At 45.4% G+C, this 25,740-nt stretch carries 21 protein-coding genes and 1 tRNA gene; 10 read left to right on the top strand and 12 right to left on the bottom strand.

Going from position 1 to position 25,740, the window contains the following annotated elements:
• A complete protein-coding gene (locus C7460_RS05845; RefSeq protein WP_115867154.1) occupies positions 1 to 891 on the bottom strand; it encodes a branched-chain amino acid transaminase in 891 nt (296 codons plus the stop codon).
• A gap of 431 nt (positions 892 to 1,322) precedes the next feature.
• Positions 1,323 to 2,534, bottom strand: a complete 1,212-nt coding sequence (gene sucC, locus C7460_RS05850) for an ADP-forming succinate--CoA ligase subunit beta (RefSeq protein WP_115867155.1) — start codon at positions 2,532 to 2,534, stop codon at positions 1,323 to 1,325.
• 174 nt (positions 2,535 to 2,708) lie between these two features.
• On the opposite strand from sucC, the gene C7460_RS05860 reads away from it, so the two are divergent.
• From C7460_RS05860 to C7460_RS23640, 7 genes are all read left to right on the top strand, one after another.
• Positions 2,709 to 3,365 carry an ABC transporter ATP-binding protein gene (locus tag C7460_RS05860; RefSeq protein WP_115867157.1) on the top strand — a complete coding sequence of 219 codons (657 nt, stop codon included), beginning with the start codon at positions 2,709 to 2,711 and terminating at the stop codon, positions 3,363 to 3,365.
• Positions 3,365 to 4,198: a DMT family transporter gene (locus tag C7460_RS05865; protein WP_245986200.1), complete on the top strand. Its 834-nt coding sequence runs from the start codon at positions 3,365 to 3,367 to the stop codon at positions 4,196 to 4,198. The genes C7460_RS05860 and C7460_RS05865 overlap by 1 nt, the downstream gene beginning before the upstream one ends.
• A 119-nt stretch (positions 4,199 to 4,317) precedes the next feature.
• Positions 4,318 to 6,192 (top strand): sensor histidine kinase, encoded by a 1,875-nt coding sequence (locus tag C7460_RS05870; protein ID WP_115867158.1) that lies wholly within the window; start codon positions 4,318 to 4,320, stop codon positions 6,190 to 6,192.
• Positions 6,192 to 6,908 (top strand): LytR/AlgR family response regulator transcription factor, encoded by a 717-nt coding sequence (locus C7460_RS05875; RefSeq protein WP_115867159.1) that lies wholly within the window; start codon positions 6,192 to 6,194, stop codon positions 6,906 to 6,908. Before C7460_RS05870 ends, C7460_RS05875 begins: the two co-directional genes overlap by 1 nt.
• Positions 6,909 to 7,071: 163 nt before the next feature.
• Positions 7,072 to 10,017 (top strand): BspA family leucine-rich repeat surface protein, encoded by a 2,946-nt coding sequence (locus C7460_RS05880; protein WP_115867160.1) that lies wholly within the window; start codon positions 7,072 to 7,074, stop codon positions 10,015 to 10,017.
• 51 nt (positions 10,018 to 10,068) lie between these two features.
• Positions 10,069 to 10,329 (top strand): T9SS type A sorting domain-containing protein, encoded by a 261-nt coding sequence (locus C7460_RS05885; RefSeq protein WP_115867161.1) that lies wholly within the window; start codon positions 10,069 to 10,071, stop codon positions 10,327 to 10,329.
• 62 nt (positions 10,330 to 10,391) lie between these two features.
• Complete coding sequence (locus tag C7460_RS23640) at positions 10,392 to 10,559, top strand: PID-CTERM protein-sorting domain-containing protein (protein ID WP_170147904.1); 168 nt, start codon at positions 10,392 to 10,394, stop codon at positions 10,557 to 10,559.
• Positions 10,560 to 10,701: 142 nt separating this feature from the next.
• On the opposite strand, the gene C7460_RS05895 is transcribed toward C7460_RS23640, so the two are convergent.
• Entirely contained in the window at positions 10,702 to 13,392 is a 2,691-nt protein-coding gene (locus C7460_RS05895) for a tetratricopeptide repeat protein (protein WP_115867163.1), read from the bottom strand.
• A gap of 244 nt (positions 13,393 to 13,636) precedes the next feature.
• Here C7460_RS05895 and C7460_RS05900 point away from each other — a divergent pair, with 244 nt between their 5' ends.
• On the top strand, positions 13,637 to 15,688 hold the full coding sequence (locus C7460_RS05900) for a glucan 1,4-alpha-maltotetraohydrolase domain-containing protein (RefSeq protein ID WP_115867164.1): 2,052 nt from the start codon (positions 13,637 to 13,639) through the stop codon (positions 15,686 to 15,688).
• Between the two features lie 129 nt (positions 15,689 to 15,817).
• Entirely contained in the window at positions 15,818 to 16,504 is a 687-nt protein-coding gene (locus tag C7460_RS05905; protein ID WP_115867165.1) for an MCP four helix bundle domain-containing protein, read from the top strand.
• 77 nt (positions 16,505 to 16,581) lie between these two features.
• Here the strand turns inward: C7460_RS05905 and gap are convergent, their stop codons facing one another.
• The gene (gap, locus tag C7460_RS05910; RefSeq protein ID WP_115867166.1) at positions 16,582 to 17,589 is read right to left on the bottom strand and encodes a type I glyceraldehyde-3-phosphate dehydrogenase; all 1,008 of its coding nucleotides are present in this window, start codon (positions 17,587 to 17,589) and stop codon (positions 16,582 to 16,584) included.
• A gap of 509 nt (positions 17,590 to 18,098) precedes the next feature.
• On the opposite strand from gap, the gene C7460_RS05915 reads away from it, so the two are divergent.
• Positions 18,099 to 18,170: transfer RNA gene (locus tag C7460_RS05915), tRNA-Glu, on the top strand.
• On the opposite strand, the gene C7460_RS24515 is transcribed toward C7460_RS05915, so the two are convergent.
• The 8 genes from C7460_RS24515 to C7460_RS05955 all read right to left on the bottom strand — a co-directional run bounded on the left by C7460_RS24515 (position 18,133) and on the right by C7460_RS05955 (position 25,693).
• Positions 18,133 to 19,695 carry a recombinase family protein gene (locus C7460_RS24515; protein ID WP_115867382.1) on the bottom strand — a complete coding sequence of 521 codons (1,563 nt, stop codon included), beginning with the start codon at positions 19,693 to 19,695 and terminating at the stop codon, positions 18,133 to 18,135. The genes C7460_RS05915 and C7460_RS24515 overlap by 38 nt on opposite strands.
• 101 nt (positions 19,696 to 19,796) lie before the next feature.
• Positions 19,797 to 20,081 (bottom strand): hypothetical protein, encoded by a 285-nt coding sequence (locus tag C7460_RS05925; protein ID WP_115867167.1) that lies wholly within the window; start codon positions 20,079 to 20,081, stop codon positions 19,797 to 19,799.
• Positions 20,078 to 20,521, bottom strand: coding sequence for a hypothetical protein (locus C7460_RS05930; RefSeq protein WP_147302867.1), 444 nt, complete (start codon positions 20,519 to 20,521; stop codon positions 20,078 to 20,080). The genes C7460_RS05925 and C7460_RS05930 overlap by 4 nt, the downstream gene beginning before the upstream one ends.
• Positions 20,490 to 21,401: an HNH endonuclease signature motif containing protein gene (locus tag C7460_RS05935; protein ID WP_115867169.1), complete on the bottom strand. Its 912-nt coding sequence runs from the start codon at positions 21,399 to 21,401 to the stop codon at positions 20,490 to 20,492. Before C7460_RS05935 ends, C7460_RS05930 begins: the two co-directional genes overlap by 32 nt.
• 326 nt (positions 21,402 to 21,727) lie before the next feature.
• The gene (dnaG, locus tag C7460_RS05945; RefSeq protein ID WP_115867171.1) at positions 21,728 to 24,994 is read right to left on the bottom strand and encodes a DNA primase; all 3,267 of its coding nucleotides are present in this window, start codon (positions 24,992 to 24,994) and stop codon (positions 21,728 to 21,730) included.
• A gap of 49 nt (positions 24,995 to 25,043) precedes the next feature.
• The gene (locus tag C7460_RS23645; protein ID WP_170147906.1) at positions 25,044 to 25,205 is read right to left on the bottom strand and encodes a hypothetical protein; all 162 of its coding nucleotides are present in this window, start codon (positions 25,203 to 25,205) and stop codon (positions 25,044 to 25,046) included.
• Entirely contained in the window at positions 25,202 to 25,429 is a 228-nt protein-coding gene (locus C7460_RS05950) for a hypothetical protein (protein ID WP_115867172.1), read from the bottom strand. Before C7460_RS05950 ends, C7460_RS23645 begins: the two co-directional genes overlap by 4 nt.
• A 12-nt stretch (positions 25,430 to 25,441) precedes the next feature.
• Positions 25,442 to 25,693: a hypothetical protein gene (locus C7460_RS05955; protein WP_115867173.1), complete on the bottom strand. Its 252-nt coding sequence runs from the start codon at positions 25,691 to 25,693 to the stop codon at positions 25,442 to 25,444.
• Between the last annotated feature and the right edge of the window lie 47 nt (positions 25,694 to 25,740).

Raw genomic sequence — 25,740 nt, forward strand, 5'->3', positions numbered from 1 at the left:
TTATACGATGGTCAGTCCTTGATATTCGTCAAACATTACTTTTTGCTGGTAGACCATGTGGATGTTGTATCCTACAGAGTCTTCCCATTTCTTTTTGAATTTTTCACCATTTACTGAGCTGATATGGGTGATTTCCGTGGCTGTACCACAGAAAAATGCATGATCTGCTCCATACAGTTCTTCTGGTGTGATGTCTTTTTCGGTGACTTTCACTTTGAGTTCTTTGCAGATGTCCATGACCGTGCTGCGTGTGATGCCCGGTAGGATGTTGCCTTCTTTTGGAGTGAAAAGCTCACCGTCTTTTTCATAGAATATGTTGCTGCCGGGGCCCTCAGAGATATGTCCCTGGTGGTCGAGCAGGATGGCTTCATCGAAGCCTAGTTTTTTTGCCTCCGCTGATGCCAGGGTGTTGGCGGAGTAGTTGCCTACTACTTTGGCATCCACGGGAGTGGACTTGGGGCTTGGCTTTAGGTATGAAGAGATCATACAGTTGAGCGGTTCAAAACCCGGGTATTTGGCCCACTTCCAGGCAGTCATAAAAACGTGTGTCTCCTTAGCAGGGGCCAGTATCATGTTCGGACCAGCAAATACAAGGGGGCGGATGTATGCGTTGGTCAGGTTGTTGCGATCGATCAGCTCATAGGCGATTTTAATGAGTTCTTCTACGGTATAGGGGACTTTAAGAAAAACCTTTTCTGCCGAGCTGTGCAGGCGCTTAAAGTGCTCAAATGGCTTAAAGATATTGAAGCCATTGCCGCTGTTGTAAGAGCGGAGGCCATCAAATACTCCAGTGCCATAATGGAGCGTCTGGTCGAAGAGACTGGCCTTGGCATCTTTGGCCTTGATCCACTCACCGTCCAGGAATACCTCGGTTCGATCGTCGTAATACATATATTTTGTCGTTTGGGTTAAAAAAAAGCGCCATCCCTCAGGAATGGCGCTTTATGTTTATTTTTCATTTTCAGCTAAACATAGCCATTCCCCTTCTTGGTCAATCGAATGACCAGAATAATAATTGGTGTAATGACAATATTTGAGATGAATGTTTTCATAACGCTTTTCAAAGCTAATGTATAAGGATAAAAATCAATAAGCCCAGCACGCTATTTTTTCACAGAAATGATAATAATTACGATTCTTAAGGTGATAGTATTGGTTTAAATTGTCGTATAGGTCTTCTAAGGGTGGTTTTCATTACGACTTGAAAGAGGGTGTTTGCGGTGAGTAGTGGTTTGCTGAAGTCAGGATGCAGGTAAAAAAGGCATAAAAAAAAGCCGAACCACAAATGATTCGGCTTTTGTTATCATTAGAAGGAGTAAGGCTTACGCCAAAACTTCTTTTACTTTTTCGGCTGCATCTTTGAGTACTACTGCAGACACTACCTTGAGTCCTGACTCGTCGATGATTTTCGCGCCTTCTTCAGCATTGGTACCTTGAAGTCTTACAATGATTGGCACATCGATATCGCCGATAGACTTGTAGGCTTCTACTACGCCGTTAGCTACACGATCACAACGTACAATACCACCGAAGATGTTGATAAGGATGGCTTTTACGTTAGGGTCTTTCAGGATAATTCGGAAACCAGCCTCTACGGTTTGTGCGTTTGCTCCACCTCCTACATCCAGGAAGTTGGCAGGCTCACCGCCAGAGAGCTTAATGATGTCCATGGTAGCCATGGCCAGTCCGGCACCATTTACCATACATCCTACGTTTCCGTCTAGTTTTACGTAGTTCAATCCGTTTTGCCCAGCCTCTACTTCCAACGGATCTTCTTCAGAGAGGTCACGCATCTCAGCGATATCCTTGTGACGGTAGAGGGCATTGTCGTCAAGGTTTACCTTGGCATCTACTGCCAATATTTTGTTGTCTGAAGTTTTAAGCACCGGGTTGATCTCAAATTGGGAGCTGTCAGTAGCTTCATATGCTTTGTAGAGGGAGAAGATAAACTTCACCATTTCTTTGAATGCCTGACCTTCCAGCCCTAATGCGAAAGCTACTTTGCGTGCCTGAAATCCCTGAAGACCAACAGCTGGGTCTATCCACTCTTTTACGATTTTTTCAGGAGTTTCTTCTGCTACAGTTTCAATGTCCATACCACCTTCGGTAGAGGCCATGATTACGTTGCAGCCTTTTGCTCGATCCAAAAGGATCGACAGGTAATATTCTTTAGGCTCAGACTCACCCGGATAGTATACATCCTGAGCAATGAGCACCTTATTTACTTTTTTGCCTTCGGCGCCCGTCTGGTGAGTGACCAGTGTGCCTCCGAGGATGGCTTCTGATTTAGGTTTTACTTCATCCAGGCTTTTGGCCAAAACCACACCATTAGAGCCGGTTTCCTGTACTTTACCTTTTCCTCTACCTCCAGCGTGAATCTGGGCTTTTACCACGTACCATTCGGTGCCGGTCTCGCGGTTGAGTTCTTTAGCAGCTTCTACGGCTTTTTCGGGGGTGTCAGCGACGATTCCTTCCTGAATCGTAACACCGTAGCTTTTGAGTATGTCTTTGGCTTGATATTCGTGGATGTTCATGCTGTTGAAATTTTCTTGCGAATCTAGGGTATACCGCTTGTTTATTCAACTAAATCCTGTGAAGGCTTCAAGGTTTTTTGTGGATTTTGTAAGATCAGGAGTGAAAAATGGAGCTGATCTGGACAAGAATCGCATTCTGATTCATTACTTGCGATCAACGCCTATATTTGCGGCATGCTAAAAGCTCAGGGGATTTTAAAGGCATACGGCAAGCTGCCAGTACTGAAGGGTATCGATTTACATATCAAAGAATCGGAGGTGGTCTCGGTGGTGGGCGCCTCGGGTGCGGGTAAAAGCACGCTCCTACATATAGTAGGTACACTGGATACGCCTGACTCGGGTAAAATCTTCATCAATGATACAGATGTATTTGCACTCAATCAGCAACAGTTGGCGGCATTCCGAAACCAGCACATCGGCTTTATTTTTCAGTTTCATAATTTACTGCCTGAGTTTACGGCACTGGAGAATGTGATGATTCCCGGATTGATAGGGGGGAGGTCTTCGTCGAAAGTACAAAAGCGTGCGCTAGAACTTCTGGGTATGTTGGGCCTGGATCAGCGCAAAGATCACAAACCCTCTGAGCTTTCGGGTGGTGAGCAGCAGCGCGTTTCAGTAGCTCGTGCGCTGATCAATGATCCGTCCATCGTCTTTGCAGATGAGCCTAGCGGAAATCTAGACTCTAAAAATGCAGATGAACTCCATCAATTGTTTTTTCAACTCAGAAAAGATTTAAATCAAACCTTCGTAATCGTCACCCACAATAAGGAGTTGGCGGAGATGGCTGACCGAAAGCTAGAGATAGCGGATGGCGTAATCCTCACCGACTGATGTCAAAGGGAGTACGCTACATGCTGGTGGCTACTTTCATGTTTACCCTCATGAAAGTCTGTGTAAAGCTAGTGCCGCACATTCCGGCGATCGAGGTGATTTTGTTTCGTTCGTTGATATCGCTGGTCATCAGTGTGTATTATTTGCGAAAGCAGCGCGTAAGTGTGTGGGGTAACAATAAACCCATACTGGTGTTGCGTGGAGCTACTGGAGCGGTGGCATTGATTACGTATTTTAGCTTGATCCAGCAGATTCCATTGGCTACCATGTCTACGCTACAGTATTTGGCGCCGATCTTTACGGCTATCCTCGGGATATTTCTGGTGAAAGAAAAGGTGCGGCCCTGGCAGTGGGTGTTTTTTGCGGTCAGCTTTGCAGGGGTACTGGTGGTGCGAGGGTTTGATGATCGTATCTCGCTATTGCATTTAGGGATGGGGATAGGTGCCTCGCTTTTTATGGGGCTGGCTTACAATTTCATTCGAATGCTCAAGACTTCAGAGCATCCACTCGTTATTATATTCTACTTTCCGCTGGTGTTGTTGCCCATAGCAGGGGTGTGGTCCGCAATGGTGTGGGTGCAGCCACAGGGTTGGGACTGGCTGGTATTGCTGGCGGTTGGCTTGTGCACTCAAATTGCACAGTTTTTTATGACCAAGTCTTACCAAAGTGAGGAGCTCTCCAAAGTCTCCATTTTAAACTACATCGGGCTGATTTATGCTTTATTGTTTGGCTGGGTGCTGTTTGACGAGACGTTTAACCTGATGACCTACCTGGGTATGGCTTTGGTGATCGCAGGTGTGGCTCTGAATGTAGTGCTGAAGAAGAAGGCTTGAGTTTTAGTTCGTTCAGGTTTGATTCGCCGATTGGCATTTTAAGTATACCTGGACCAACATTTTATAAGTTGGTTATTTTTGTCAGGTAACCAATTTATATTCATGGTGCATTTCAGCTTATGGTCTTATCTTTTGGCAACAAGTGCTTTGCCGTTCTAATTAGTTTTTTGTTCCTGTTTCTGGCGGGTATTTCTGACTTAAAATCTCAAGTAAGGGAAGGTCGTGTTTTCTACCAGGGAGAAAAAGAACTCTCTCTAGCGGGCGAATGGGAGTTTTACTTTGATACTTTGTTTGTCACAGTGCCTGAAGGCCTGTCACCTTCTAGCCCTATCACAGTTCCGGGTAATTGGTCTTCGTTTGGGTATCCCTCTAAGGGCAAGGCGTGCTATAGGCTGGTGATCACCGCTGATGATGAGTATACCCGGCTGGCGGCAAATGTGCCTGAGACGCATGGAGCGTCAGAGCTTTACTTGAATGGAAGAAAAATAAGCAGTAGTGGTGAGGTACATGCTGATCCTCAAAAAACAAAACACAGGTGGGTCCCTGAGGTGGTGCCATTGATGCTGCGAAAAGGGGAGAACGAACTGGTATGGCAAGTAGCTAACTATAAGCACAGCAAAAGTGGGATGAACAAGGCCATACGTATCGGCCACTTTGATGGGCTTTTTGATGAGCGGGAACTGCAGGTGATTTCTACTATTTTTTTGATGGGAAGTGTGTTTGCGTTAAGCCTGTTTTTCTTTGGGATGCATCTCTACTGGAAAAAGGATCCACCTACTTTGTATCTGTCATTAGCGTTTTTGAGTTATGGTCTGAGGTTTGGCTTGTACGACCTTCATTTGATCAATAAGGCATTGGCGGATGTGCCATGGATATATCTGGTGAGAGCTGAGTATCTGACGACCTATTTGTCTTTTTTCTTCTTTATCCTGTTCTTCCGCTCCATGTTTCCAGAGGAAATTAGACGTAGGCTATACCTGACTTTGCTAACGTATTTCGGGGTGGGGATGGTGGTCATTCTTCTTGCTCCGGTTTATTACTTCTCTACTATGCATAAACTTACAATCGTAGTTATGCTGGCCACTTTGATCATCCTATTGTGGATTGTCTTTTTGGCCTACCGAAGAAATAAAATTAAATCTCACCTGGCGCTTTCGTTTGTAGGGTTTTTTCTGTTTGCTCCAGTGCCAGCTATATTGTTTTACTTGAACTGGATACCGTATGTTCCTTTTGTAGAAAACCTCAGTACGCTGGGTATTATGTTGACACTTGCTTTTATGATGGCGGTGAGGTTTGTGGGCTTATTCAATCAGGTGGAGGGGCTTCAGATACAGGCCGAAAACCAACGTGAGGTGATTGCCAAATCTCTGCAGGAAAAGGAAGTGCTTCTGGGTGAAATTCATCATAGGGTCAAGAATAATTTACAGACCATCAATAGTCTATTATTGTTACAGTCCAAGTCGATCAAAGATGAGGGAGCTGTAACGGCCATACAGGAGAGTCAGTATCGTATTCAGACGATGGCACTGGTCCATCAGAAGCTTTACCAAACCAACGACAAGGGGATGGGAGTGAATGTGCAGACTTATTTCAAAGACCTGGTGAAGTCCATAGTGCATTCGCTGGACACCACTCGCCAGGTTAAAGTTTGGCAAGAAGTGGATGATTTTGTGCTGGATCTTGATACGATTATCAATATTGGTTTAATTACTAATGAGCTGATAGTCAATTGTTTGAAATATGCATTTGATGATACTATTGCTGAACCGGAGATACGCTTGAAGCTGTCAAAATCGGAGGACCATCTTTATTTAGAAATCAAAGACAATGGTCTTGGGTTTGACATAAATAATTCTGATAAGGATGGTAACTTTGGATTGAAGCTAGTGAGTTCGCTCAGTCGCAAGCTAAAATGCAAGCCAGAGACAAGGTCATCTTCCGGGGGTGGAACTAAAACATCATTTGTGATAAAACAATATACAGTAATAGGCTGATGGAATACAAAATACTTATTGTAGAGGATGATCCGCTGATAGCAGATTCACTGGAAGTAATTGTAGAAGATGCTAATTATAGATGTTGTGGTAAGGCAGAGAGCATTACTGAGGCATTGAACCTGATATCCGACACCCAGCCGGATCTTTTATTGTTAGACATCAACCTGGAAGGGAAAAATGAAGGTATAGAACTGGCGGAGATCGTACGAAAACGCGAAAAAATCCCGCTGGTCTTCATCACTGCCTACTCAGATGAAAAGACAGTAGATCGTGCCTCCAAAACCAATCCTTTGGGGTATTTGATAAAACCTTTTCGCGAGGCTGAGGTGCGTGTGGCATTGAAGCTGGCTTTTGCTGCTATAGAGCGGGAGCAGTCCGACATGGAGAATTTGATGGATGCAGATGGTACTGTGTATGTGAAAGATCGCAATGGCTATCTACGGGTAAATATCCCGGAGATCATGTTTATCCAAGCCAATGACGTGTACTCCCATGTGATCACGAATAATATCCGATGCATGATCAGCAAACCACTCAAGCAGGTGGAAGAAATTGTCAGATCTTATGGTTTCATGCGAGTACATAAATCCTATGTGGTCAATAAAAAGGCGATCAAACAGATCAAGGACCAACACTTGATTCTCGGGGAGCATGCCATACCAATAGGTCGGGTATACAGGGAGGAGCTGATGCAGCAGTTGAGGCTCCTTTAGTTTTTCCTTTGAAAAAGTACCTTCCAATGAAGCCAGCGACCACCGTTGGCTTTTTTTCTGTCGTTTACCTAGTTTCTGATGTCGTTCACTGATTAGCGATTGTGGTCACCAGTTGACATGGATACTTTCGGTTATTCCTTTTTAAAGATAATCTAAAGTCAACATGAAAAAACTATTACCACTTATCCTGTCATGTGTGCTCACTGGGTCGCTGTATGCTCAAAGGGCATTTATAACAACCTGGCAGACCACTACGGAAAATGAGTCCATTACCATCCCCACGAGAGGTAGCGGATATGCTTACACTGTAGACTGGGGAGATGGAAGTACTGATACCACCACTTATCAGGGAAGTGCCATCCATGTGTATACAGATCCGGGTATATATTCAGTGAGTATCATCGGAGTTTTTCCACGCATCTATTTCAACAACGGAAGAGATAAAGACAAAATACTCACCATAGAGCAATGGGGTGATATCCAGTGGACAAACATGAACCGTGCCTTTAAGGGTTGCTCTAACCTGACGATACCAGCCACAGATGCTCCGAATCTTAGTGCGGTATACGACATGTACGACATGTTTTTCGGTGCTACGAGTATGAATGCTGATATCGGTCACTGGGATGTGAGTAATGTGAGAGTTATGCGTGGAGTGTTTTTGCTCGCATCCTCATTTAACCAGGATATCAGTAGCTGGGATGTGAGTAACGTGAATTTCATGGAGTACATGTTTGATAAAGCGACTTCTTTTAATCAGGACATTAGTGGCTGGGATGTAAGTAAAGTAACTTCTATGAAAGGTATGTTTCAGCTTAGTTCCGCTTTTGATCAAGATTTGGGTGCATGGAATATTGAGAAGGTAGAGAATATGAGTTTGATGTTTAATGAAAGTGGGATGTCTGGATACAGCTACGATCAAACCTTGCAGGGGTGGGCTGAAAAAGCAGTGCAAAATAACGTAACAGTTGGGGTGAAGGATATGCTTTATTGTTTTGGCGAATCGGCCAGGGAAAGCCTGAAATCCAATGCAGGGTGGTCTTTTGATGGAGATCAAAAGCAATGTACGAGTATCCTTCAGTTTCAGTTGGATGAGGCTGTCTCAGAGCCGGTAATCAACCAATCAAATCAGACAGTGTATTGTGAGGTGGATTTTGATACATCCCTTGTTGATTTGGTACCAGAATTGTCCGTTACAGAGGGGGCTAGCCTATCTCCACAGAGTGGAGTGGCGTTGGACTTTACTACACCTCAGGTATATACGGTAACCTCAGAAGACGGTACTACAACACAAGATTGGACAGTCACCATAACATACCCATCTGAATCTGCCACGGCTATTAGCAGTTTTGCTCTGCCAGGGCAGTTGGCTGAAGCTGTCATTGATACGGGTGCCCATACCATAGAGGCCATTATGCCAGTAGAAGTTGATTTAACTTCCATTGCCCCAAGTATTACTACATCCTATGGAGCCACAGTATCTCCTGACTCAGGTATGGTTAATGATTTTGCCAACCCCACGATATATACGGTTACGGCTTATGATGGTATCACCCGGCAAGATTGGGAAGTATCTGTGGTCCAACCGCCAGTAATAGCACACGTTGCTGACCAGTCAGTTTTAGGATATTCGGAATTCGCAATTACCATAGAGGCTACAGATGCAGATGGTGATGATCTTGTTTTTTCTTTGGATGATACCTCGAAGAGCAAAGGGATGCTCATAGACGAAAACCAGGTTTTGCGATGGACGCCCACGTTCATTCATCAAGGGAGCCATGCAGTGGAAGTAGTCGTGATGGAGGAAACGGAGCATGAGTTAACCGATACGCTGAGGTTTACTGTAGATGTGGAAGAGATGAAGGTGTGGGATGGGAATGCCTGGAGTACTGTGAGCTACAATAGAGTGCACGTGATAGCGAGTGCATACGATACAGATGCACATGGTGCACTAGAGGTTGGAAAGGATCTTATCGTTGAGGCATCAGGTAGTTTGCATATTGACGCAGGCTCTCCGGTGGCTGTGTTTTCTGCAGATGTTTATAACTATGGCGAAGTTCGTATAGCCCCCGGTGGTGAGCTGATTCCTTTGGGCGGGACGTTATATGGTGATAACTATACCGTAGAACGAAATACTACATTTGATCAGTCTACAGGAAGGTATAGCATGATTGGTTCGCCAGTGAAGGATGCTTCCTTTGATGTGCTTGGTGAAAACGCATTGGTTTATTTCTATGACGAGTCAGAGACTTATGATCCTGGGGGTACGGATGGTCTCAATCGATTTAAAGATCCGCTGGCAAATGGAATGTCAGAAATGGAGGCTGGAGCTGGCTATTTCAGTGCGTTTACCGGAGATGAAGATGGACTGGTTACGTTTGTGGGGACTCCACACAATAGCGAGATCACGCGATCATTGACGGCTACCGATCATGCTGCAGTTGAAGATGTCTATGAGGGCTATCACATTCTGTCCAATCCATATCCCATGTCATTATCCATATCTGAGTTTTTATCAGAAAATGAAGACCTGGAAGGAGCTGTCTATGTATGGGATGATAATGGCTCTGACACGGGCCGAGGTACTAATGCTGACTACCTCGTCCACAATGGAGATGTGGCTGTCCAAACCACGCCTGGGGGGCGCAGTTCTGAGCTGGAGGGTCTTTCTTCGGGGCAGGGATTTTTTGTGAAAATGAAAGAAGGTGTTCGGGAAACAGAGGTTGTTTTGAGTCCCGAGATGTTCGGTGATGGAGATAACGGAACATTTTTCCGCCAAACACCTCAAGCGATAGCACGCGTGAATCTTACAAGCGCTAATGGCTTTTTTAGACAAACAGTAGTGGGCTTGCAGGAAGGTCATGGCTTAAAAAATTCCTTCAATGCTCCCGTTTTTGATCCGGCTTCAGCGAATCTATTGTACACAATCTGTGAGGGCAAAGCCCTGGCGATTCAGGGGGTAAATCAGGCGGTGGAGCGAATTCCTCTAGGGGTAAACGTATCCGAATCTGGTAGCTATACCTTGTCTTCGGAACTGGAAGGATCACGTGGGCAGGCGCTATATCTTCATGACCTACACACGGGTGTTTATCACCATTTAAATGACTAGCCGTATTCGTTTACAACCTCTGCTGGCCAGTTTGTCGATAGGTTTGAACTGATGATTACATCCAATATTCTGGAAGTGCCTGAAACCTCTGATTTGGTCTATGCTCATGGCAAAACCCTAACCATTCGTAGGGGACATGAGGGAAGAGCAAGTGATGCTGATAAAAGAATTTACCGTTTGATGAGCGTGGATGGCCATCAGGTGTGGAGCGGAGAGGTGGCTAATGAGCTATCAGTGACCTTCGATCATCTACAGTCAGGAGTTTATATTATCAATGACGGATCAATCTCCAAAAAAGTAGTATTCAAGTAACAACCATTTAAGAGCTATGGTCTTATGACATGGCTAATGATTCCTATAAACTAAGAGAAATTATGAAAGCATTAATCGAACGAACAATTTTGGTGGTAGTGGTTTTACTCGTGGCATTGCCTGTGATGGCTCAGGGCGCGCCTCCTGCTACTCCCATAGATGGAGGGTTGTCGCTCTTGCTAGCGGCTGGAGGGGTGTACGGGATCAAGAAGATCCGGGATAGTCTGTGATCTTGATAAGGTGTTAATCGCTGGTTGGGAAAGGGGAGTCCGTTTGGGCTCCTTTTTTGTATTGAATGACCAGCTGTTACTATTTACTTCTAGCCTCATAAACCATCCCCGATTAAGTGGTTTTCAATAAAAAGAACGGGACTTACCCTCGCGCAAACTGAAGTGTGAATGTAGTGCCCTTGCCCAGTTCGCTCTTGCAGGTGATTTGTCCGTACATCGCTTCTACATATTTTTTTACGATAGAGAGCCCAAGACCTGTAGACTTTTCATTGGCCGTGGCTTTAGCCGTCAGCTGGCGAAACTCATCAAAAAGCCTGGCCTGATCCTCAGGACTGATGCCCGGGCCGTCATCAGTTATTGAGATAAGTACCTCTTGATTTTTGTGCTCCAGGGCAAGTTGTACCTGCGTATTCGGTTCTGAAAACTTCAATGCATTGGAAATCAAATTTTCGAGGATTCGAATGAGGTAGTTGGGGTCAGCGTCAATGATGAGTTCCTGTTTTGGTAGCTCGGCGGTTACCTTTTGGTTCTTTTCTGCAGCGGATAAGGAAAAGTTGATCGCCAGCTGGCGGAGTAGGTCGTTGATGATCACAGGTTTTAGCCGGACATCCACACTTTTGGATTCCATGGCACTTACGTCCAATAGCTCCGCAATCATGTTCGAAAGTCTGTCTGTAGCCTCCAGGGAATAATCTACAAATTCCATTTCGGCCCCCAGTCTGTCGGATGCGCGAGTTTTTACCATAGAAATGAAACCCTTTATGAGCTGGACCGGATTCCTCAGGTCGTGCGCCACTACAGCCAGTATTTTTTTCTTTTCTTCGTTGAGCTCGGTGAGTTTCTTATTGGCCAGGTCTAGCTGATTTCTTTGTTGAGTGATTTCTTCATTGCGTATGGTGATCGACTCATTGAGTTCCTGCAGTTTTTTGTTGGTGCGGATTCTGTTTTGATAAAAAAAGTACAGCAGGAAGAGCAAAGCAGTAACTACTGCCAGCACGATGGCAACTATCAGCGTATTGGTGCGCTCCGTTTGAATTTTTTGATCGAGCATTAGTTTTTCCTTTTCGTTGGCAAATCGGATGGAATCTTTGGCCATTTCGAAAGCGTACGAGGCTTCCAGTCGCATGATTTTTCGGGTATTGTTATCGTTGAAAATGCTGTCTTGCAGCTGTGCGATGGCTAACTGGTGAGCAAGTGCGGGTTTATATTCACCTCGCTTTTGATGCAGTCTCACCAGTGCTGCTCGTCCTTCTTTCTCTAATTGTTGATTCGAAATCTCTTGGGCCAGACCCACACCCTTTTCAAGGAAGGATAAGCTTTGTTGGGGTTTGTTTTGTTTGAACGCTAGTTCACCGAGTGCTAATAGCGCGGTGGCTTCCTGCCCTTGAAGTCCGTTTTGCTGGCTGATTTGGAGACTTTTGCGGAGGTGGTTTTCTGCTTCTGATGTCTGGTTCAGGAGCGTGAGGCTTAGCCCCAAATTAAGGTGATTTTCGCAGATGCCATATGGGTAATTGGTTTCCTGGTTGATCGCCAGTGCTCGTTCCTGGTAAAAAATGCTAGAATCAAGTTGCTCCAGGTTGTGGTGCAGCATGCCGATATTGGTCAAAGCCTCAGCGATGTTGTATTGATCACCAACTGCCTCGCTGATGGCTGCTGCCTGGCGATAGTGTTGGAGGGCTGTTTCGGTTTGTCCTTGTACTTCATGGACCTTGCCGATGGCATTTAAAAACTCCCCTTCGAGGAGTTTAGCCTCAATGGTGCGAGCGTAGCGCAAAGCGATCAGGTAATACTCCAACGCTTGTGGATAGTTGGATCTGTTGTAATAATCGTGCCCTAAATTTCGGTAAGCAATGCCAGCGTTGTATTTATCCTCAATTTCTTCATATAGTTGGATGGCCTTCAGTGCATAGTAGTCTGACGAGTCGTATTCATTTCGATCCGAGTAGACCGCACCGATGTTGCTGTAGTTTTGAATAATGCGACCCTTAAGCCCTTGCTCCAGGTTGAGCTTCATGGATTGGCGGTAGTAGTAGAGTGCACTATCGGCGTTGCCCAGGTTTTTGTGAGCTACACCGATGTTGTTTAAGGTACCGGCCATGTTGTTCTTCTGGTTGTACTTTTTCTGAATTCCAAGTGCTTTTCGGTAGTAGTTCAGGCCAATCTCCGGCAATTCTTTTTCGATGTACATCACGCCGGTATTCATGTAAACTCTTCCGAGTTTGGAGTCAGTTCCTTGCTGCAAGCAGATGGCTATGCACTTTTCGAATTGCTCAATAGCTTTATCCAGGTTTCCCAATAAGTAGAAATTGAGCGCCGTGTTGTTATAGACGGGCACATAATCTCGTGGCTCCTCACTTTGATTCAGTGCTGCAAGCGCTTCATCTAGTAGGCCTAGCGCTTCTTTGTATTTCCCTTTGGAGCGCTTAATTCGGGCTAGCCCCAGTTTGGCGTCAGTTATTCCTTTGTAATAGTTGAGGTCGGTAGCAAGGTTTAGCGCTTCTTCCAATTGCACGCTGGCTCTGGTATAGGCTGCAAGCTCTATCAGCATGCTACCGCGTATATTGAGTATGTCAGTTTTGGCAATGTTGTTTTGAGCACTGGCTGCCAGCTCCCAGGCCTGTTCTGTGTATTCAAGGACTTTGGCCGTATCTGTATTGATATGTAGTCTGCCAAGTTTGACATAGGTGTCTAGTTTCTCCTGATCGCTAATGGGGCTGGCAATCCTGCGAAGTAAAGAATCCACTTGCGCTTGATCTTGCGCTATGGTGTCGAAATGAGCAATAAGTAAGAATAGGGCACAGCAGCATACTGGCCAAAAAATGGGGCGCTTCATGTAGTGTATGACGAATGAAAAACCCTAAACTACCGAAAATAATCAGTACAATTGCCTAACTAAGGGTAAAATGAATTTCTTCAATAACGGGAGCTATTCGCGGCTTCTGAGCATTGCAAATAGTGTCCTGGTTAGGCTAAAAGCTCAGTGCCAAGTGTCAGGTTATAAAATGAGTCGATTTCCGGGCTGCTACAGGCTATTTTGGTTGCTCATCTATTTTGTTAATCAAAAAACCTAATTCACTATGAGACTAAACTTACTCGGACTTTTTGCTCTACTGCTGTGCTGCACTGTCACCGCGCAGGTGGCCAATGATGGGAGAGTCCTGCTGCAGGGCTTTTACTGGGAGTCATCACATGATTACCAGAATGACTGGTACCAATATGTAGAAGCCAAAGCCGCTGATATGGATGCTGCGGGCATTGACCTGATTTGGCTTCCACCTCCAAGCGATGCTGGATCATGGGAGGGGTACCTACCTAGAGAACTCAATAATTTTGCAAACTCGTATGGATCACTCAGTGAGCACCAAAGTTTGCTGAGCACACTGGATGGTTATGGTATTGATGCTATTGCTGATATTGTGGTCAATCACCGCGTGGGTTCCACCAACTGGGTGGATTTCACCAACCCTACCTGGGGAACCAATTCCATCACCGCCGATGATGAGGTATGGAGTGAGCCAGCTTACAGTGGTATTGGCCTTCGTGGCAACTATGATACGGGTACACCGTATGCGGCGGCTCGTGACGTAGATCATACCCAGACTTTTGTCCAAAATGACATCAAGGCATTTTTGGATAACCTAAAAGCACTGGGCTACGATGGCTGGAGGTATGATTTCGTGCATGGATTTTCCACACAATACATTAGTATGTACAACAATCACACGAGTCCGACCTATTCTGTGGGTGAAAACTGGAACAGCGACAAGCAGGTCATTCAGGACTGGATAGATGCTTCAGGTTCTGCGGCATTTGATTTTCCTACTTACTATGCGCTCAAAGGAGTGATTCGAGACAATAATTATTCTTATCTCGCTTATCAGGGAGCTCCGGCTGGGGGTATTGGTTGGGATCCCAAAAACTACTCCACGTTTATTGAAAATCATGATACCCCGGATTATGACCCGAATAATAATGTGCTCAATGCCAGCAATGTTGGGCAGGCCTACGCTTACCTGCTTACGCACCCCGGTGTGCCTTGTATCTTTTGGTCGCACATGTATGAGTGGGGCACTGCGGTGACCAATGAGTTGAAAACACTCATTCAGCTACGAAAAGCTGCGGGCATTCATAGCCAAAGCCCTGTTACCATCCATCGCAGTGAAAGTGGCCTCTATGTAGCTTCTATAGCTGGAGACAACCATACGGTTTTCCTGAAGATGGGCTATACCAACTGGGGAGATCCTGCTAATGAGGGAATGGGTGGAAGTTGGAGTCTGGCTGCTTCCGGTACCAACTACGCTATATGGTCTGAGGCAACTTCCGGAGGTGGTGGCGGAGGTGGTACGTCCATGACCGTCTATGCTCAAAACTACACGCATGCTTACGCTTGGGATGATAACCAAAATGCACTGCTAGGAGCATGGCCAGGGTCGGCCATGTCGGCTGGTGCTAATGGATGGAATGAGATTACTGTGCCAGCGACCTGTACCAACATCATCTTTAGCTACAATGGTGGCAGTCAGACTGCAGATCTGAGTACGTGTGACAATCAGCCGTACTATTATAATGGTACGTGGCACGCTACGGACCCTACTTCGGGAGGAGGGAACAATACACTGACCGTTTATGCTCAGGGATATACGCACTGCTATGCCTGGGATGACAACCTTAACCCACTCCTGGGAAGCTGGCCAGGCAGTGCTATGAACTCAGGTAATCCCTGGAACTCCATCACCATACCGGCTAGTTGCTCCAATGTGATCTTTAGCTACAATGGTGGAGGGCAAACGGCTGACCTCTATACCTGTGGTCCGGATGCCTACTGGAATGGCGGGAGCTGGTCGAGTAGTGGGCGAACAGGAACGGTATTGAGCGCTGATGTTGCCGTGCACCCGAATCCGTTTTTTGATCATGCCAATGTCAGCTTTACGCTAAAAGAGCAAGCAGAAGTACGCATTCAGGTGTTTAGTTCCGCAGGTAAGCAAATGAAGGCTTTTGATCAGAAGCTTTCTCCTGGAAGCTATCAGGTGCAGCTTAGTGCAGAGGATTTACCTCCTTCCGAGGCGCTTTACATCTTGCGCATGCAGATCGGTGAGGAGCAGTTGACTAGAAAATTAATCATGAAGTGACCAGATTTTAATATCCCTCATTAAACCCAGAGAAGCCTCCATGCCAGTATCGGAAACGAGACAGGATGGAGGCTTTTTTATTGGTCACTTTTGGTCCTATCACCTATCCGTATTTTTTAGGATTCAAAAATGCGGGTATATGAGGAGGTGTGCTTTGTGGAATATGAGGTTTCTTCCATAGAAGAACAACATGAACCTATAATGGGCAAAACAGGAAATATTTGGAACCGGGTAAAAGCAGTGGTGGTTTTGGTGCTGGTTTTTTTATTGGTGCTTGCGACCAACCTGATGGATAATCATCATTTTGACGTGGTAAAGCGCTCGCTCACTTCTGTATATGAAGATCGACTTCTGGTCAAGGATTACTTGTACAAAATGAGCAGGCAGCTTCAGCTAAAGGAAAAACACCTGAAAGAGCGTTCGGCCCATCTTTCCAGGCAGTTGGGCGTTCAGTCTACGGATTCTATCCAAACCTTGATCAATAAATATTCTGCCACCAAAATGACGGCTTTGGAAGCATCCATATATGAAAACCTTTATGCTCAGTGGCAAACACTAAAAGGAAAGGAAGCCAGTTTTCTGCAAGGAGGAGCGGAGCTTTCGGAATCGCAGATTGATGAGCTGTGGGGGCTCAACTGGCAATTGCGTGAAACCATTGATCATTTGTTTGAAATCCAGAAGAATGAGGGAAAGCGACAGATTGCTTTTTCGAATAGGGCGATAGCGAAAAGTGATCTGATGGCTAAGCTGGAGATCGGAGCATTGATCGTTATCGGTCTGATCATACAGGTGATCGTTTTTTACAGACCTGATTGAATCTTTGCCAGCGGGAGATAAAAAAACCCTGACGAATAGTGTCAGGGTTCTTTAGGAATTTTACGAGGAGTAAAATATTAACCTTTCGCAGCGATGAACTCAAGAAGCTCAACCACTTTAGTGGAGTAACCCCACTCATTGTCATACCATGAAACTACCTTCACGAAAGAAGGAGTCAGCTGGATACCAGCGCCAGCGTCGAAGATGGATGTTCTGCTGTCACCGATGAAGTCATTAGATACTACTGCATCTTCAGTGTAGCCAAGCACACCTTTCAGTTCGCCTTCAGATGCTTCTTTCATAGCTGCACAGATTTCTTCGTAAGAAGTTTCTTTCTTCAGCTGCACCGTAAGGTCTACTACAGATACGTCAGGAGTAGGCACTCGGAAGGCCATACCTGTAAGTTTGCCATTCAGCTCAGGGATCACTTTTCCTACGGCTTTAGCAGCACCTGTAGAAGAAGGGATGATGTTTTGGCCAGCGCCACGTCCACCTCTCCAGTCTTTCATAGAAGGACCGTCTACTGTTTTCTGAGTAGCAGTAGTAGCGTGTACGGTAGTCATCAGGCCGCTTTCGATACCAAACTTGTCATTCAATACTTTAGCTACTGGAGCCAGACAGTTGGTAGTACAAGAGGCATTAGACACAAACTGCATGTCTGAAGTGTACTTGTCCTGGTTTACACCCATTACGAACATAGGCGTGTCGTCCTTAGAAGGAGCAGACATGATTACCTTTTTGGCGCCAGCTTCGATGTGACCTTGTGCTTTCTCTTTAGTAAGGAAAAGACCTGTAGATTCTACTACATACTCAGCACCTACAGCGTCCCACTTCAGGTCAGCAGGGTTTTTCTCTGAAGTCACACGGATTTCAGATCCATTTACTACCAGCTTGCCGTCTTTTACTTCTACCGTCCCTTTAAACTGTCCGTGCGTAGAGTCGTACTTTAGCATGTATGCGATGTACTCTACATCTAGCAGGTCATTGATACCTACTACTTCGATGTTCTCTTTTTCAGCAGCTACGCGGAATACCAATCGACCGATACGTCCGAATCCATTGATTCCGATTTTTACTTTTGACATAAATTATATGGTTTGTGTGAGTTTCTGAATTTTGCTACAAAAGTATAACTAGATTTTACAGAAACAAATTTCCTAAAAAGATCAGTTTAGGAGCTTTTCATGGGTCAGTTAGCAGACAAATGCGGTCTACTTCCAAATTTTGTTTTGTTTGAGCGAGTTGTCGAAAGGCAGAATGGTGAATTTGATGGTGGAGGGTGTGTTTTTTTGAAAAAGATTCAAATGAATATCAGGTAGTTATCCAGACGGGTGAAAAATATTTTGATTTTTTTTCGTGGAGTATTTGCAGTTATGCAGACCTTTTTTACTTTTGCACCACCGAAACAAAACGAGCAAGGCAAACGGCCACAAACGCTCGGAAGATTGACCCACAAAAGCAGGGTATAAATGCTTCACTCGGTCCCTTCGTCTAGGGGGTATGGGCGGACGGCTAGTCACGCCAGGTTTTCATACTGAGAGGAAAACCACACAGACAAAAACCTTTAAAGAAAGGTAAAAAAACAACAACACTCGGTCCCTTCGTCTAGGGGTTAGGACGCCAGGTTTTCATCCTGGAAACAGGGGTTCGATTCCCCTAGGGACTGCTGTAGTTGAATAAACCAGATTTACACCATTTGTAAGTCTGGTTTTTTCTTTTGTAGGGCTATGAATAACCGCGAAAATGGAGTGTATACGTGGGGTTCGATATTCTTCTTTTTTCTTACTATACATTAAACCTTCTGGGAAGATCAATTTCTGAAGTTCCCTCTGGGCTGAAATATTGCTATCACGCCATATTTTGGAGGGTTTTGTAACAAGTTTGAGGCTGTTGTTAATGAACTGGGTGGGGTTCGATAATTGTACCTGGCTTCTGAGTGCGCTCTCAAGTTTGTGGATTTCATTTAGTGTGGATTCTTTATGCTTTTTATACGTCTCTGTATCTAATCCATCGTTTATATACTTCTTCTCCAGTTTTTCCAGAAACTGAGACTGCTCAGTGATTCGCTTTTTCAATAATGCCTGGGATTCTCTTGCTTCTTCCTGCATTGAGTTGAATACAATCTCGAGCTCTTCTCTGAGTATGTCTACATCGTTGTGATTGAGCGAGAAGGAGCTAAGCATATCGCTGAAGGTTTCGTGAAGCTTTTTGCCGGAGATATCACCGCAAGCACACTTGTAATAGATTGGCTTAGACTTCTTTTCTCGATATGAGCCGTCTGGCTTTTGCTTGGTTTTGCGTTGGTAGGCAGTGTGGGATTTGCCACAGTCTGGGCATTGTAGAAACTTCTTTAACGGGAAAAGATCTTCATTCTTCCCGGACTTCTTGTTGCCTGATAGAATATCCTGGACAAGCTGCCAGGTGGTAGGGTCTACGAGGGGTGGTTGATTCCCTTTTACTATTTCAGATCCTAATAGACGATGAGAAATGTAGCCCTTGTAAAAGACGTTTCGGAGCATTTTGCTCAGCGCCTTAAAAGTTACGTTAACACCTCTTAGGTTTAGAAATGTCTGTGCCTCGCGAATATTGTATCCATGATGAGCTATTTTGTCATAAGCTGCAGCGATCAGTTTGCCTTCATCAGTGATCTGAACTTCGCCGGTGTTCTTATCTTTCCAGAAGCCTCGAGGATACTTTCCCGCACACCAGTTACCTGCACGTAGTGATTGGATCATGCCGCGCTTCACTTTTTTAGATCTCCACAGATTGTCCACCGCAGGCATGGTGATGTAATTGCCGCGCATAATCAACGACTCAGGTACTTCGTAGTTTAACAGTTGATCAATGGCCTGTAGTTCTATTCCCCATTGATCCAGTTGATTGATGGATACATAGGCAAGAACGTCATTACGGCTGAATCTGGAGTAATCGATGATCAATACCAGGGAAATAGAGGTGTGATGTTTCTTGAGGTAGTCCATCAGATCGACCCATCCTGGTCGCTTGAAATCCTTGGCTGAATGATCATCGATGAAATACTTTTCGGTGATCACGCCAAAGTTTGAGGACCACATCTCCATCTGTTCGCGCTGAGCCTGGATGCTGTACTTCTGTCTATAGGCATCATCAGTGGATTTTCGTAGGTAGCATACTGCTCTTTTGCCTTCAAACGAACTTTTATCAAGATACATTCTTTGCTTCTGTTTGTTTCTGCGTCTTAATATGGTGAGAATATAGGATTTGAGCTAGTTTTTTCAACGCCTTTCTGCGATCATCGATATGTTGATGATCTCTACTTTGCATCTCTGGCTTTCCAACTGGCTAGTGTGATTTCATGATCGACTTTCTTCATGAAAATCAATCCCATGTCAATAGCTTTCTGGATCCACTTTGGGTCTGTCTCATTGGTGACCGTTTGTTCGATAAGAACTGATCCATTCTCATCCTGGTAAAGTACATAGTAATTAAGGCCATTTCGGCGTGAAAGATCTTCACGCCGGAACTGCTCTATGTTTTCTGCCTGGCACCAGGTTTTGTCAAATACCGATATGGAGGAGATAGAGGATGCCATCATCATTTCCTTTTCAGTTCTTTAGCTACCTGGAATTGAAGTCTCTTTAAATTCAATATTGAATTGACATTGTTGGTGACCGCTTTCGCCTGGTTTATGTACTCAGGATTCTCCCGTACTTTCTCAATATTATCGAGCAGCGTTTGTGTGAGATCATTGATGTCGAGATTGGAATTCTTGACAATGGCCATGGCGAGCTCTGTGTTTTCATCCTTCGCCTTTTCCACTACTGTGGGAGTCATGTCCACAATAAGGCAGTCTTTGACGAATTGCTTCACGTCCTGAGCATGTAGATCTATGTCTTCATTGGTCCCTTCAGGTGACTCAGCTTTGATTCGAAATATTTCATCTCTCTGGAATACACCTAGTATTCGGATGTTTTTGCTGTGATACAACCAGTCTTTGCCGATCATATCAAATAGTTTTTCTTCTGGACTTTTCATCATTGATTTGTTTGTTGAGTTGAAATTGAGTTCTTTTTAATTCCAGGAGCTCTGGAGCTTCTTTAATGACCATGCTCTGCATCTCAGTGTCAGCGCCTACTATATAGCTGGCGACTCTTTTATCAGATCCTCCTTCTTCCCAGTTGAGCTTGTTGGTCTGGCCGGCTTTTTCGGAGTTTCTGTTTCTTCGGGCATTTTCTGCCATAGAAATGCATTCCAGATTGCTGATGTCACAGTTTAGTGGATTGCCATCTACGAAGGATATGATATGCTTAGGAGGAATGGGACCATGTTCTTTTTCCCAGACATATCGGTTTAGCTGAATCCATTTTCCTTTGGAGATTCTTATATGCCAGGATTTGTATTGCTGACCTGTGCGATAGTTGATGTGAGTCCTCAGGGAGATGGCTCCATCGTGCAGTGTGTTGGCGGGTTGCTGGCCTTTTTTGAATTCAGATTTTGGAGATACTCGCACTCCTTTCTTACCGGCATTTGCTGGGTTGTGCCCTTTCTTAAAGTAGGATTCTTGTCTGATACGTGCTTTGACCTCATCCGGGACTACTATTCCGAGTTGACGCATTCGGGTTCTTACTGCAGTGTCACTTTTCCCAATCTTTCGCGCTATTGTTTTGGATCCAATTTTATCATAGTTGGCTTTGATGAACTGATCCTGCTCAGCAGTAAGAGAGGTTTTGCCTTTCAATTTCTCAGCAGCCCATTTGCGACTCTGGGCCTTTGATACTTTAAGGCCTTTTTCATTCATGAATCTTTTGACAACCGAGGCGCTCACTCCGAGCACTCTGGCCATATCACTACTGGACTCTCGGCGATAATTGGCGTAGATGTAGTTGATTTTCTCCTGGTCTAATACTCTAAATCCCATGATTAAAAATTTTGAGGTGAATGCGGAAGTCAGTGAAATCACTTCGGACAGATCGGACAAGCTTGTTTTTTGATCTAAGTGTCTGATATTCAAAAAGATGAGTTTCGGACAAGAGCTCAAAAACTGGCCGATTCTGTCCGAAAGTGTCCGAACTACAAACCCACTTCGGACAAGATCGGACAAGATCGGACAGGGGTTCGGATAGCTTATTAATACTTAAATACTTATTAATCAGATACTTATAATTTGTCCGAAGTTGTCCGATCTGAAAACACCCCTTTCTTTTTCTTTCCTGATAATTTTTAAAAAAGGGTGGCAGGGAAATTCTAAAATGGAAGGTCTTTTTCATCTTTTGGTTCGTTAAACATTTTGCCCTGTACGGGTTTTGGTTGATCTGACATCTGTCTGCTGCCTATCTCTGGTTTGAGGTCCTGGTTGGCCCTTATCTGCCAGTCTACAGCCTCGTAGAGGTCATCGTATATGCTGAGCTTTTTGAGGTCTATGACCCACACGCTACTTTTCTTCTCGGGCATGCGGTGGCTGTTTTTTTCCTCGATAAACGAGGTGTCTTTTTTGATTACATCTGTGAGCTTGGATTTGGAAGGTGTCTGCTCGTGGTACTGTGCCCACCACTGTGCTATGACCTTGTTGTAACAGTGCGTGAAATTGAAGTAGAGCTTGTCATCCTTAAGCTCAAACTCACGGCCATGACGCAGGGGATCTGTCTGTGTCCGGACGCTGGCCAGGAAGCAATCCCACCACTTCATAATTACCGAGGCAGTGTTGAGCTTGCGGACCTGTGTTTCCAGTGCTGCTTTGTTGTGCTCGAGGAAATCGGCAAAACTGAAAGGGAACTGGAGGACGTCCTTCATGAGCTCATAGGTAGCTCCCAGTACTGCGATGTTACCTATCATGCGGTCATGGCCACTGGTGAGTGTGAAGTCTTTTTTCAGGTTACTCTCTACGCGCCGGTAGATTTCCTTGAATTTTTCTTTCCACAACTGTCGGTGCTCGAGCATCTGAGCTGTAAATCCTGATATGCCTTTTTTGGTCATATCCTTGAGCTCCTGGTAGGCTTTCTTTTCATCCAGGGAAAATTCCGTCTTGGTCATTTCTTCACAGATGATCCTGGTGATCAGGGCGTCTGCCTCCGGGTAGTGATTTCCAGTGAATATGACTGAGCTGGTAATAGGGATGGTGTCTGTGCCATACATGCTGTCAATGTTGCCCCTCTCATAGCCCCGCCGATCCCAGAAGCCTTTAAGTAGTCCGGTGATCTGCGGGTCATTGACAAACTCGGAGAGGTGGACGATGATATTTCGGAACTGGGCAAACTTGCGGATCTGTGCTTTGGCTGTACTGGTTTTGTTTTCCAGGTGAATGGGAGACTGAGGAGCCCCGTAGAAGCTTTGGCAGCACTCTATCAGCTGATCCTTACCAGATGAGGGTGGTCCATATAGGAATAGGAGAGGAAAGTTGCCAAGCTTGTCTTCGACAATATCCAGGAATGTAGTGGCCACGGTGAACAGAATGCCGTTGATAGCATGTGATCTGTGAACAGCCATCATCTTGCTGCAGTATGCTGAGAAGCTAAATGGAGGATCCTGGTCCAGGTGAACCTTCTTTTGAGGAGCGTATTTGAAGGAGTTGTTTTTGTAGATCTTATTGGCTGAGGGGATATAATACGATACCTCTGCATCATTTTGGGAATATTTGAATACTCCATTGTTATCGATAGGAATGGTGCCCTTGCCGGGAATGGTAACGCCATTGTTCCAGACCCAAAAATTATCAGGTTGCCAGCCCATGACTTCTATCTTTTGGCCCGTGCCCATGCGATCGTATAAGTACTGACGGAGACGCTGAAATTCGTTTCGACCTCCTGTCCACAGGAAGTTGCCATGGTTGGTCATGGCATTGTCAAATGCCTGGGGTGTGTTGAGGTTCTCCGAAGGCACATCGAAGATTCGTTCCTCATTGTATATATTTCTGATCCGGACGAGCTTCATCGGGAAGCGCTCATCCTGCATGTGCTGGATGATTTCTATACTAAAGTTGGATACGTGAAAGAACGTGTATGGGCGCTCTTCTCCCTTCATCATCCAGATGCGGTTGTTGGCGATGAACATCTGGTACCGCTCTATGTCTTTGATGAGCTCACTGAGTGGGGTTTTGACCTCTGTGGGCAGCTGGTAGCGTTTGAATGTTACCTTTTCAGCTTCCTGATTGTCCTGCTCGGTTTTTACCCATCTGGAGATTGCCGCTGCTTTGAGGCCTGATTCTTTGGTAAGCCATCCCTGATAGATCTCTTTGAGGGCTTCGTCCGGAACGGAGGCTACTACCTCTGCCAGCTTGCGAGCGCCGATGGCTTTCTCTGTCTCGGTGACGCCATCACCCAGGTAGTGATCCAGCAGTATTCTAAACCCTTCCTGTAGTGGGGAGTGCTGCAGAAGGCTGTGCATGGCCTGATATCCTGCTGAGGTATACAGCGCCCGGGAGAAGTCATCCGGATCCAGGAACTTACCATTCACGGGTGGCAGGGTGCATACTTCTGTTTGGAAGCCAGCTGCCAGGAATAGTGGGATCTGCTTGATAGTAGCTTTGATCCCCGCCGCATCTCCATCCAGGCAGAATATGACCTTGCTGCAGTAGCGCTTCAGTATCCTGACTTGTGTCTCCGTGATGCTGGTGCCACAGCTGGCAATGGTATTGGTGATGCCTTGTTTGTGCCAGGCGATGACATCATTGTAGCCTTCCATGAGCCAGGCTTCACCGGATTTGCGAATCTCGTCTTTGGCTCTATGCAGTGCAAACCAGGCTTTGTCTTTTTTGTACAGGGGAGTGTCTTTGGGGTTGATCCATTTGGCTGTGCGCTGTACCGACTCACCGCTGGCCAGCTTCTCTTTAAGCTCCTGGGATGACAAGGGTTTGGATACATCGCGGCCTGCAAAGCCGATGAGAAGGCCATTTTCATCGTGGATGGGAATGATGAGTCTGTTCCAGTACTTGTCTGCCTTTTCACCCGCTAAAAACAAGTCCTGGCCTTCTTTCAATTTGCCGCGTTTGACCAGGTCACTGAAGATCAGTCTGCCACCAGGTGCATAGCCCAGCTCCCAGTCGGTGATGTCGTGATCTGTGTATCCTCTTTTTTGCAACTCATTCAATACACCGTGATCTGTCTGGTTTTTCCTGATCTCTCTAAGTTCCTGTACATAGAGTTTTTGGGCCACTTTGAGCAATGGTCTGAGCTCTTCTTTTTTCTGGATTTGAACCGCTTTTTCTTTTGCCCAGGCTTCATCCTCATACTCCACAGGCATGCCTAACATACCTGCGAGGTGTTCTATGGCCTGAGGGTAGGGAAGAGACTCTTTCTCCATGATAAAGGAGATGACATCTCCTGACCTGTCTGAATGGTAGTCGACAAAGCGCTGCTTGTCCGGATCTACACAGAATGAAGGAGTGCGCTCGGTACCGAAAGGCGACAGGCAGAAGAAGTTTTTTCCCTGACGCTTGAGGTCTGCATAGCGGCCAATGATGTCTGTGATTTCCGCCTGGTCTTTGATGCGGTCTATAAACGATTGTTTGATGTACACGCTTTAGTTCCTTGAGTTTAATGATGATTAGAAAATGGGTGAGGGGAGATCAGTCCCTTTTTGATAGTTTGCCGGAGTACCAGTCAATTTGCAGTCCCATGGATCGGGCTATTTTTTCTGCTTCGAGGCGCTGCTTGTTTAGCCGCTTTTCTTCTTCCACGAGACTGTCCATCAGTGAGCGGAGCTGGCCTTGTACCTTTAGCGTACTCATGATTCTACCTCCTGTTCTATTTTAATGGTGTAGCATCCTTCCAGGCCGATAAACTCCCTGCGTACATTGGTGAAAATGGAGCCAATGTGTGAGTGAGGGATTGCGCTATCTTCTAGTGTGGCCATGAGTTCGCTGCCTCGAGCATGGCCTCCCTGGTCGGTTTCTACCTGCCAGAGTATGCGGCCGGTGGCAGGATTAAATATGGTATTTACTTCTACTTTCATATTATGAGTGATTTAGTTTGTGGGGTCTAATTTGACGGCATCTTCGAAGAATGGATCCTTAAGTGCCTTGGGATGGTATTCTATTTCTACATATCCATTTGCCTGAAGGATCATGCTTTTGATGTCAAATGTGTCTTGATTTTTGAGTACTTCACAGGCATCCTGATGACGCTTCTTATTTGCCTGTAATCTGATGAGCTGGTAGATGAAGACTGCGATGGTGATACCTAGTAAAATCCAGTCGCCTTGGAGGTTTATGTTCATAGTATTTCGTAGTTGTAGCCAATGGATGACATGGCGGTGATGAGATC

Source organism: Marinoscillum furvescens DSM 4134, from assembly GCF_003386095.1.
Classification (GTDB): domain Bacteria; phylum Bacteroidota; class Bacteroidia; order Cytophagales; family Cyclobacteriaceae; genus Marinoscillum; species Marinoscillum furvescens.

Excerpts from the sequence above, each read along its gene's own strand:
- C7460_RS05930 (WP_147302867.1), bottom strand. The coding sequence starts at position 20,521 with ATGATGAAAAGTCCAGAAGAAAAACTATTTGATATGATCGGCAAAGAC.
- C7460_RS05950 (WP_115867172.1), bottom strand. The coding sequence starts at position 25,429 with ATGAAAGTAGAAGTAAATACCATATTTAATCCTGCCACCGGCCGCATA.
- C7460_RS05880 (WP_115867160.1), top strand. The coding sequence starts at position 7,072 with ATGAAAAAACTATTACCACTTATCCTGTCATGTGTGCTCACTGGGTCG.
- gap (WP_115867166.1), bottom strand. The coding sequence starts at position 17,589 with ATGTCAAAAGTAAAAATCGGAATCAATGGATTCGGACGTATCGGTCGA.
- C7460_RS05955 (WP_115867173.1), bottom strand. The coding sequence starts at position 25,693 with ATGAACATAAACCTCCAAGGCGACTGGATTTTACTAGGTATCACCATC.
- C7460_RS05885 (WP_115867161.1), top strand. The coding sequence starts at position 10,069 with ATGATTACATCCAATATTCTGGAAGTGCCTGAAACCTCTGATTTGGTC.
- C7460_RS05925 (WP_115867167.1), bottom strand. The coding sequence starts at position 20,081 with ATGATGATGGCATCCTCTATCTCCTCCATATCGGTATTTGACAAAACC.
- C7460_RS05870 (WP_115867158.1), top strand. The coding sequence starts at position 4,318 with ATGGTCTTATCTTTTGGCAACAAGTGCTTTGCCGTTCTAATTAGTTTT.
- C7460_RS05905 (WP_115867165.1), top strand. The coding sequence starts at position 15,818 with ATGCGGGTATATGAGGAGGTGTGCTTTGTGGAATATGAGGTTTCTTCC.
- C7460_RS05860 (WP_115867157.1), top strand. The coding sequence starts at position 2,709 with ATGCTAAAAGCTCAGGGGATTTTAAAGGCATACGGCAAGCTGCCAGTA.
- C7460_RS05845 (WP_115867154.1), bottom strand. The coding sequence starts at position 891 with ATGTATTACGACGATCGAACCGAGGTATTCCTGGACGGTGAGTGGATC.
- C7460_RS23645 (WP_170147906.1), bottom strand. The coding sequence starts at position 25,205 with ATGAGTACGCTAAAGGTACAAGGCCAGCTCCGCTCACTGATGGACAGT.
- C7460_RS05865 (WP_245986200.1), top strand. The coding sequence starts at position 3,365 with ATGTCAAAGGGAGTACGCTACATGCTGGTGGCTACTTTCATGTTTACC.
- C7460_RS05895 (WP_115867163.1), bottom strand. The coding sequence starts at position 13,392 with ATGAAGCGCCCCATTTTTTGGCCAGTATGCTGCTGTGCCCTATTCTTA.
- C7460_RS05900 (WP_115867164.1), top strand. The coding sequence starts at position 13,637 with ATGAGACTAAACTTACTCGGACTTTTTGCTCTACTGCTGTGCTGCACT.
- C7460_RS05935 (WP_115867169.1), bottom strand. The coding sequence starts at position 21,401 with ATGGGATTTAGAGTATTAGACCAGGAGAAAATCAACTACATCTACGCC.
- sucC (WP_115867155.1), bottom strand. The coding sequence starts at position 2,534 with ATGAACATCCACGAATATCAAGCCAAAGACATACTCAAAAGCTACGGT.
- C7460_RS24515 (WP_115867382.1), bottom strand. The coding sequence starts at position 19,695 with ATGTATCTTGATAAAAGTTCGTTTGAAGGCAAAAGAGCAGTATGCTAC.
- C7460_RS05875 (WP_115867159.1), top strand. The coding sequence starts at position 6,192 with ATGGAATACAAAATACTTATTGTAGAGGATGATCCGCTGATAGCAGAT.
- C7460_RS23640 (WP_170147904.1), top strand. The coding sequence starts at position 10,392 with ATGAAAGCATTAATCGAACGAACAATTTTGGTGGTAGTGGTTTTACTC.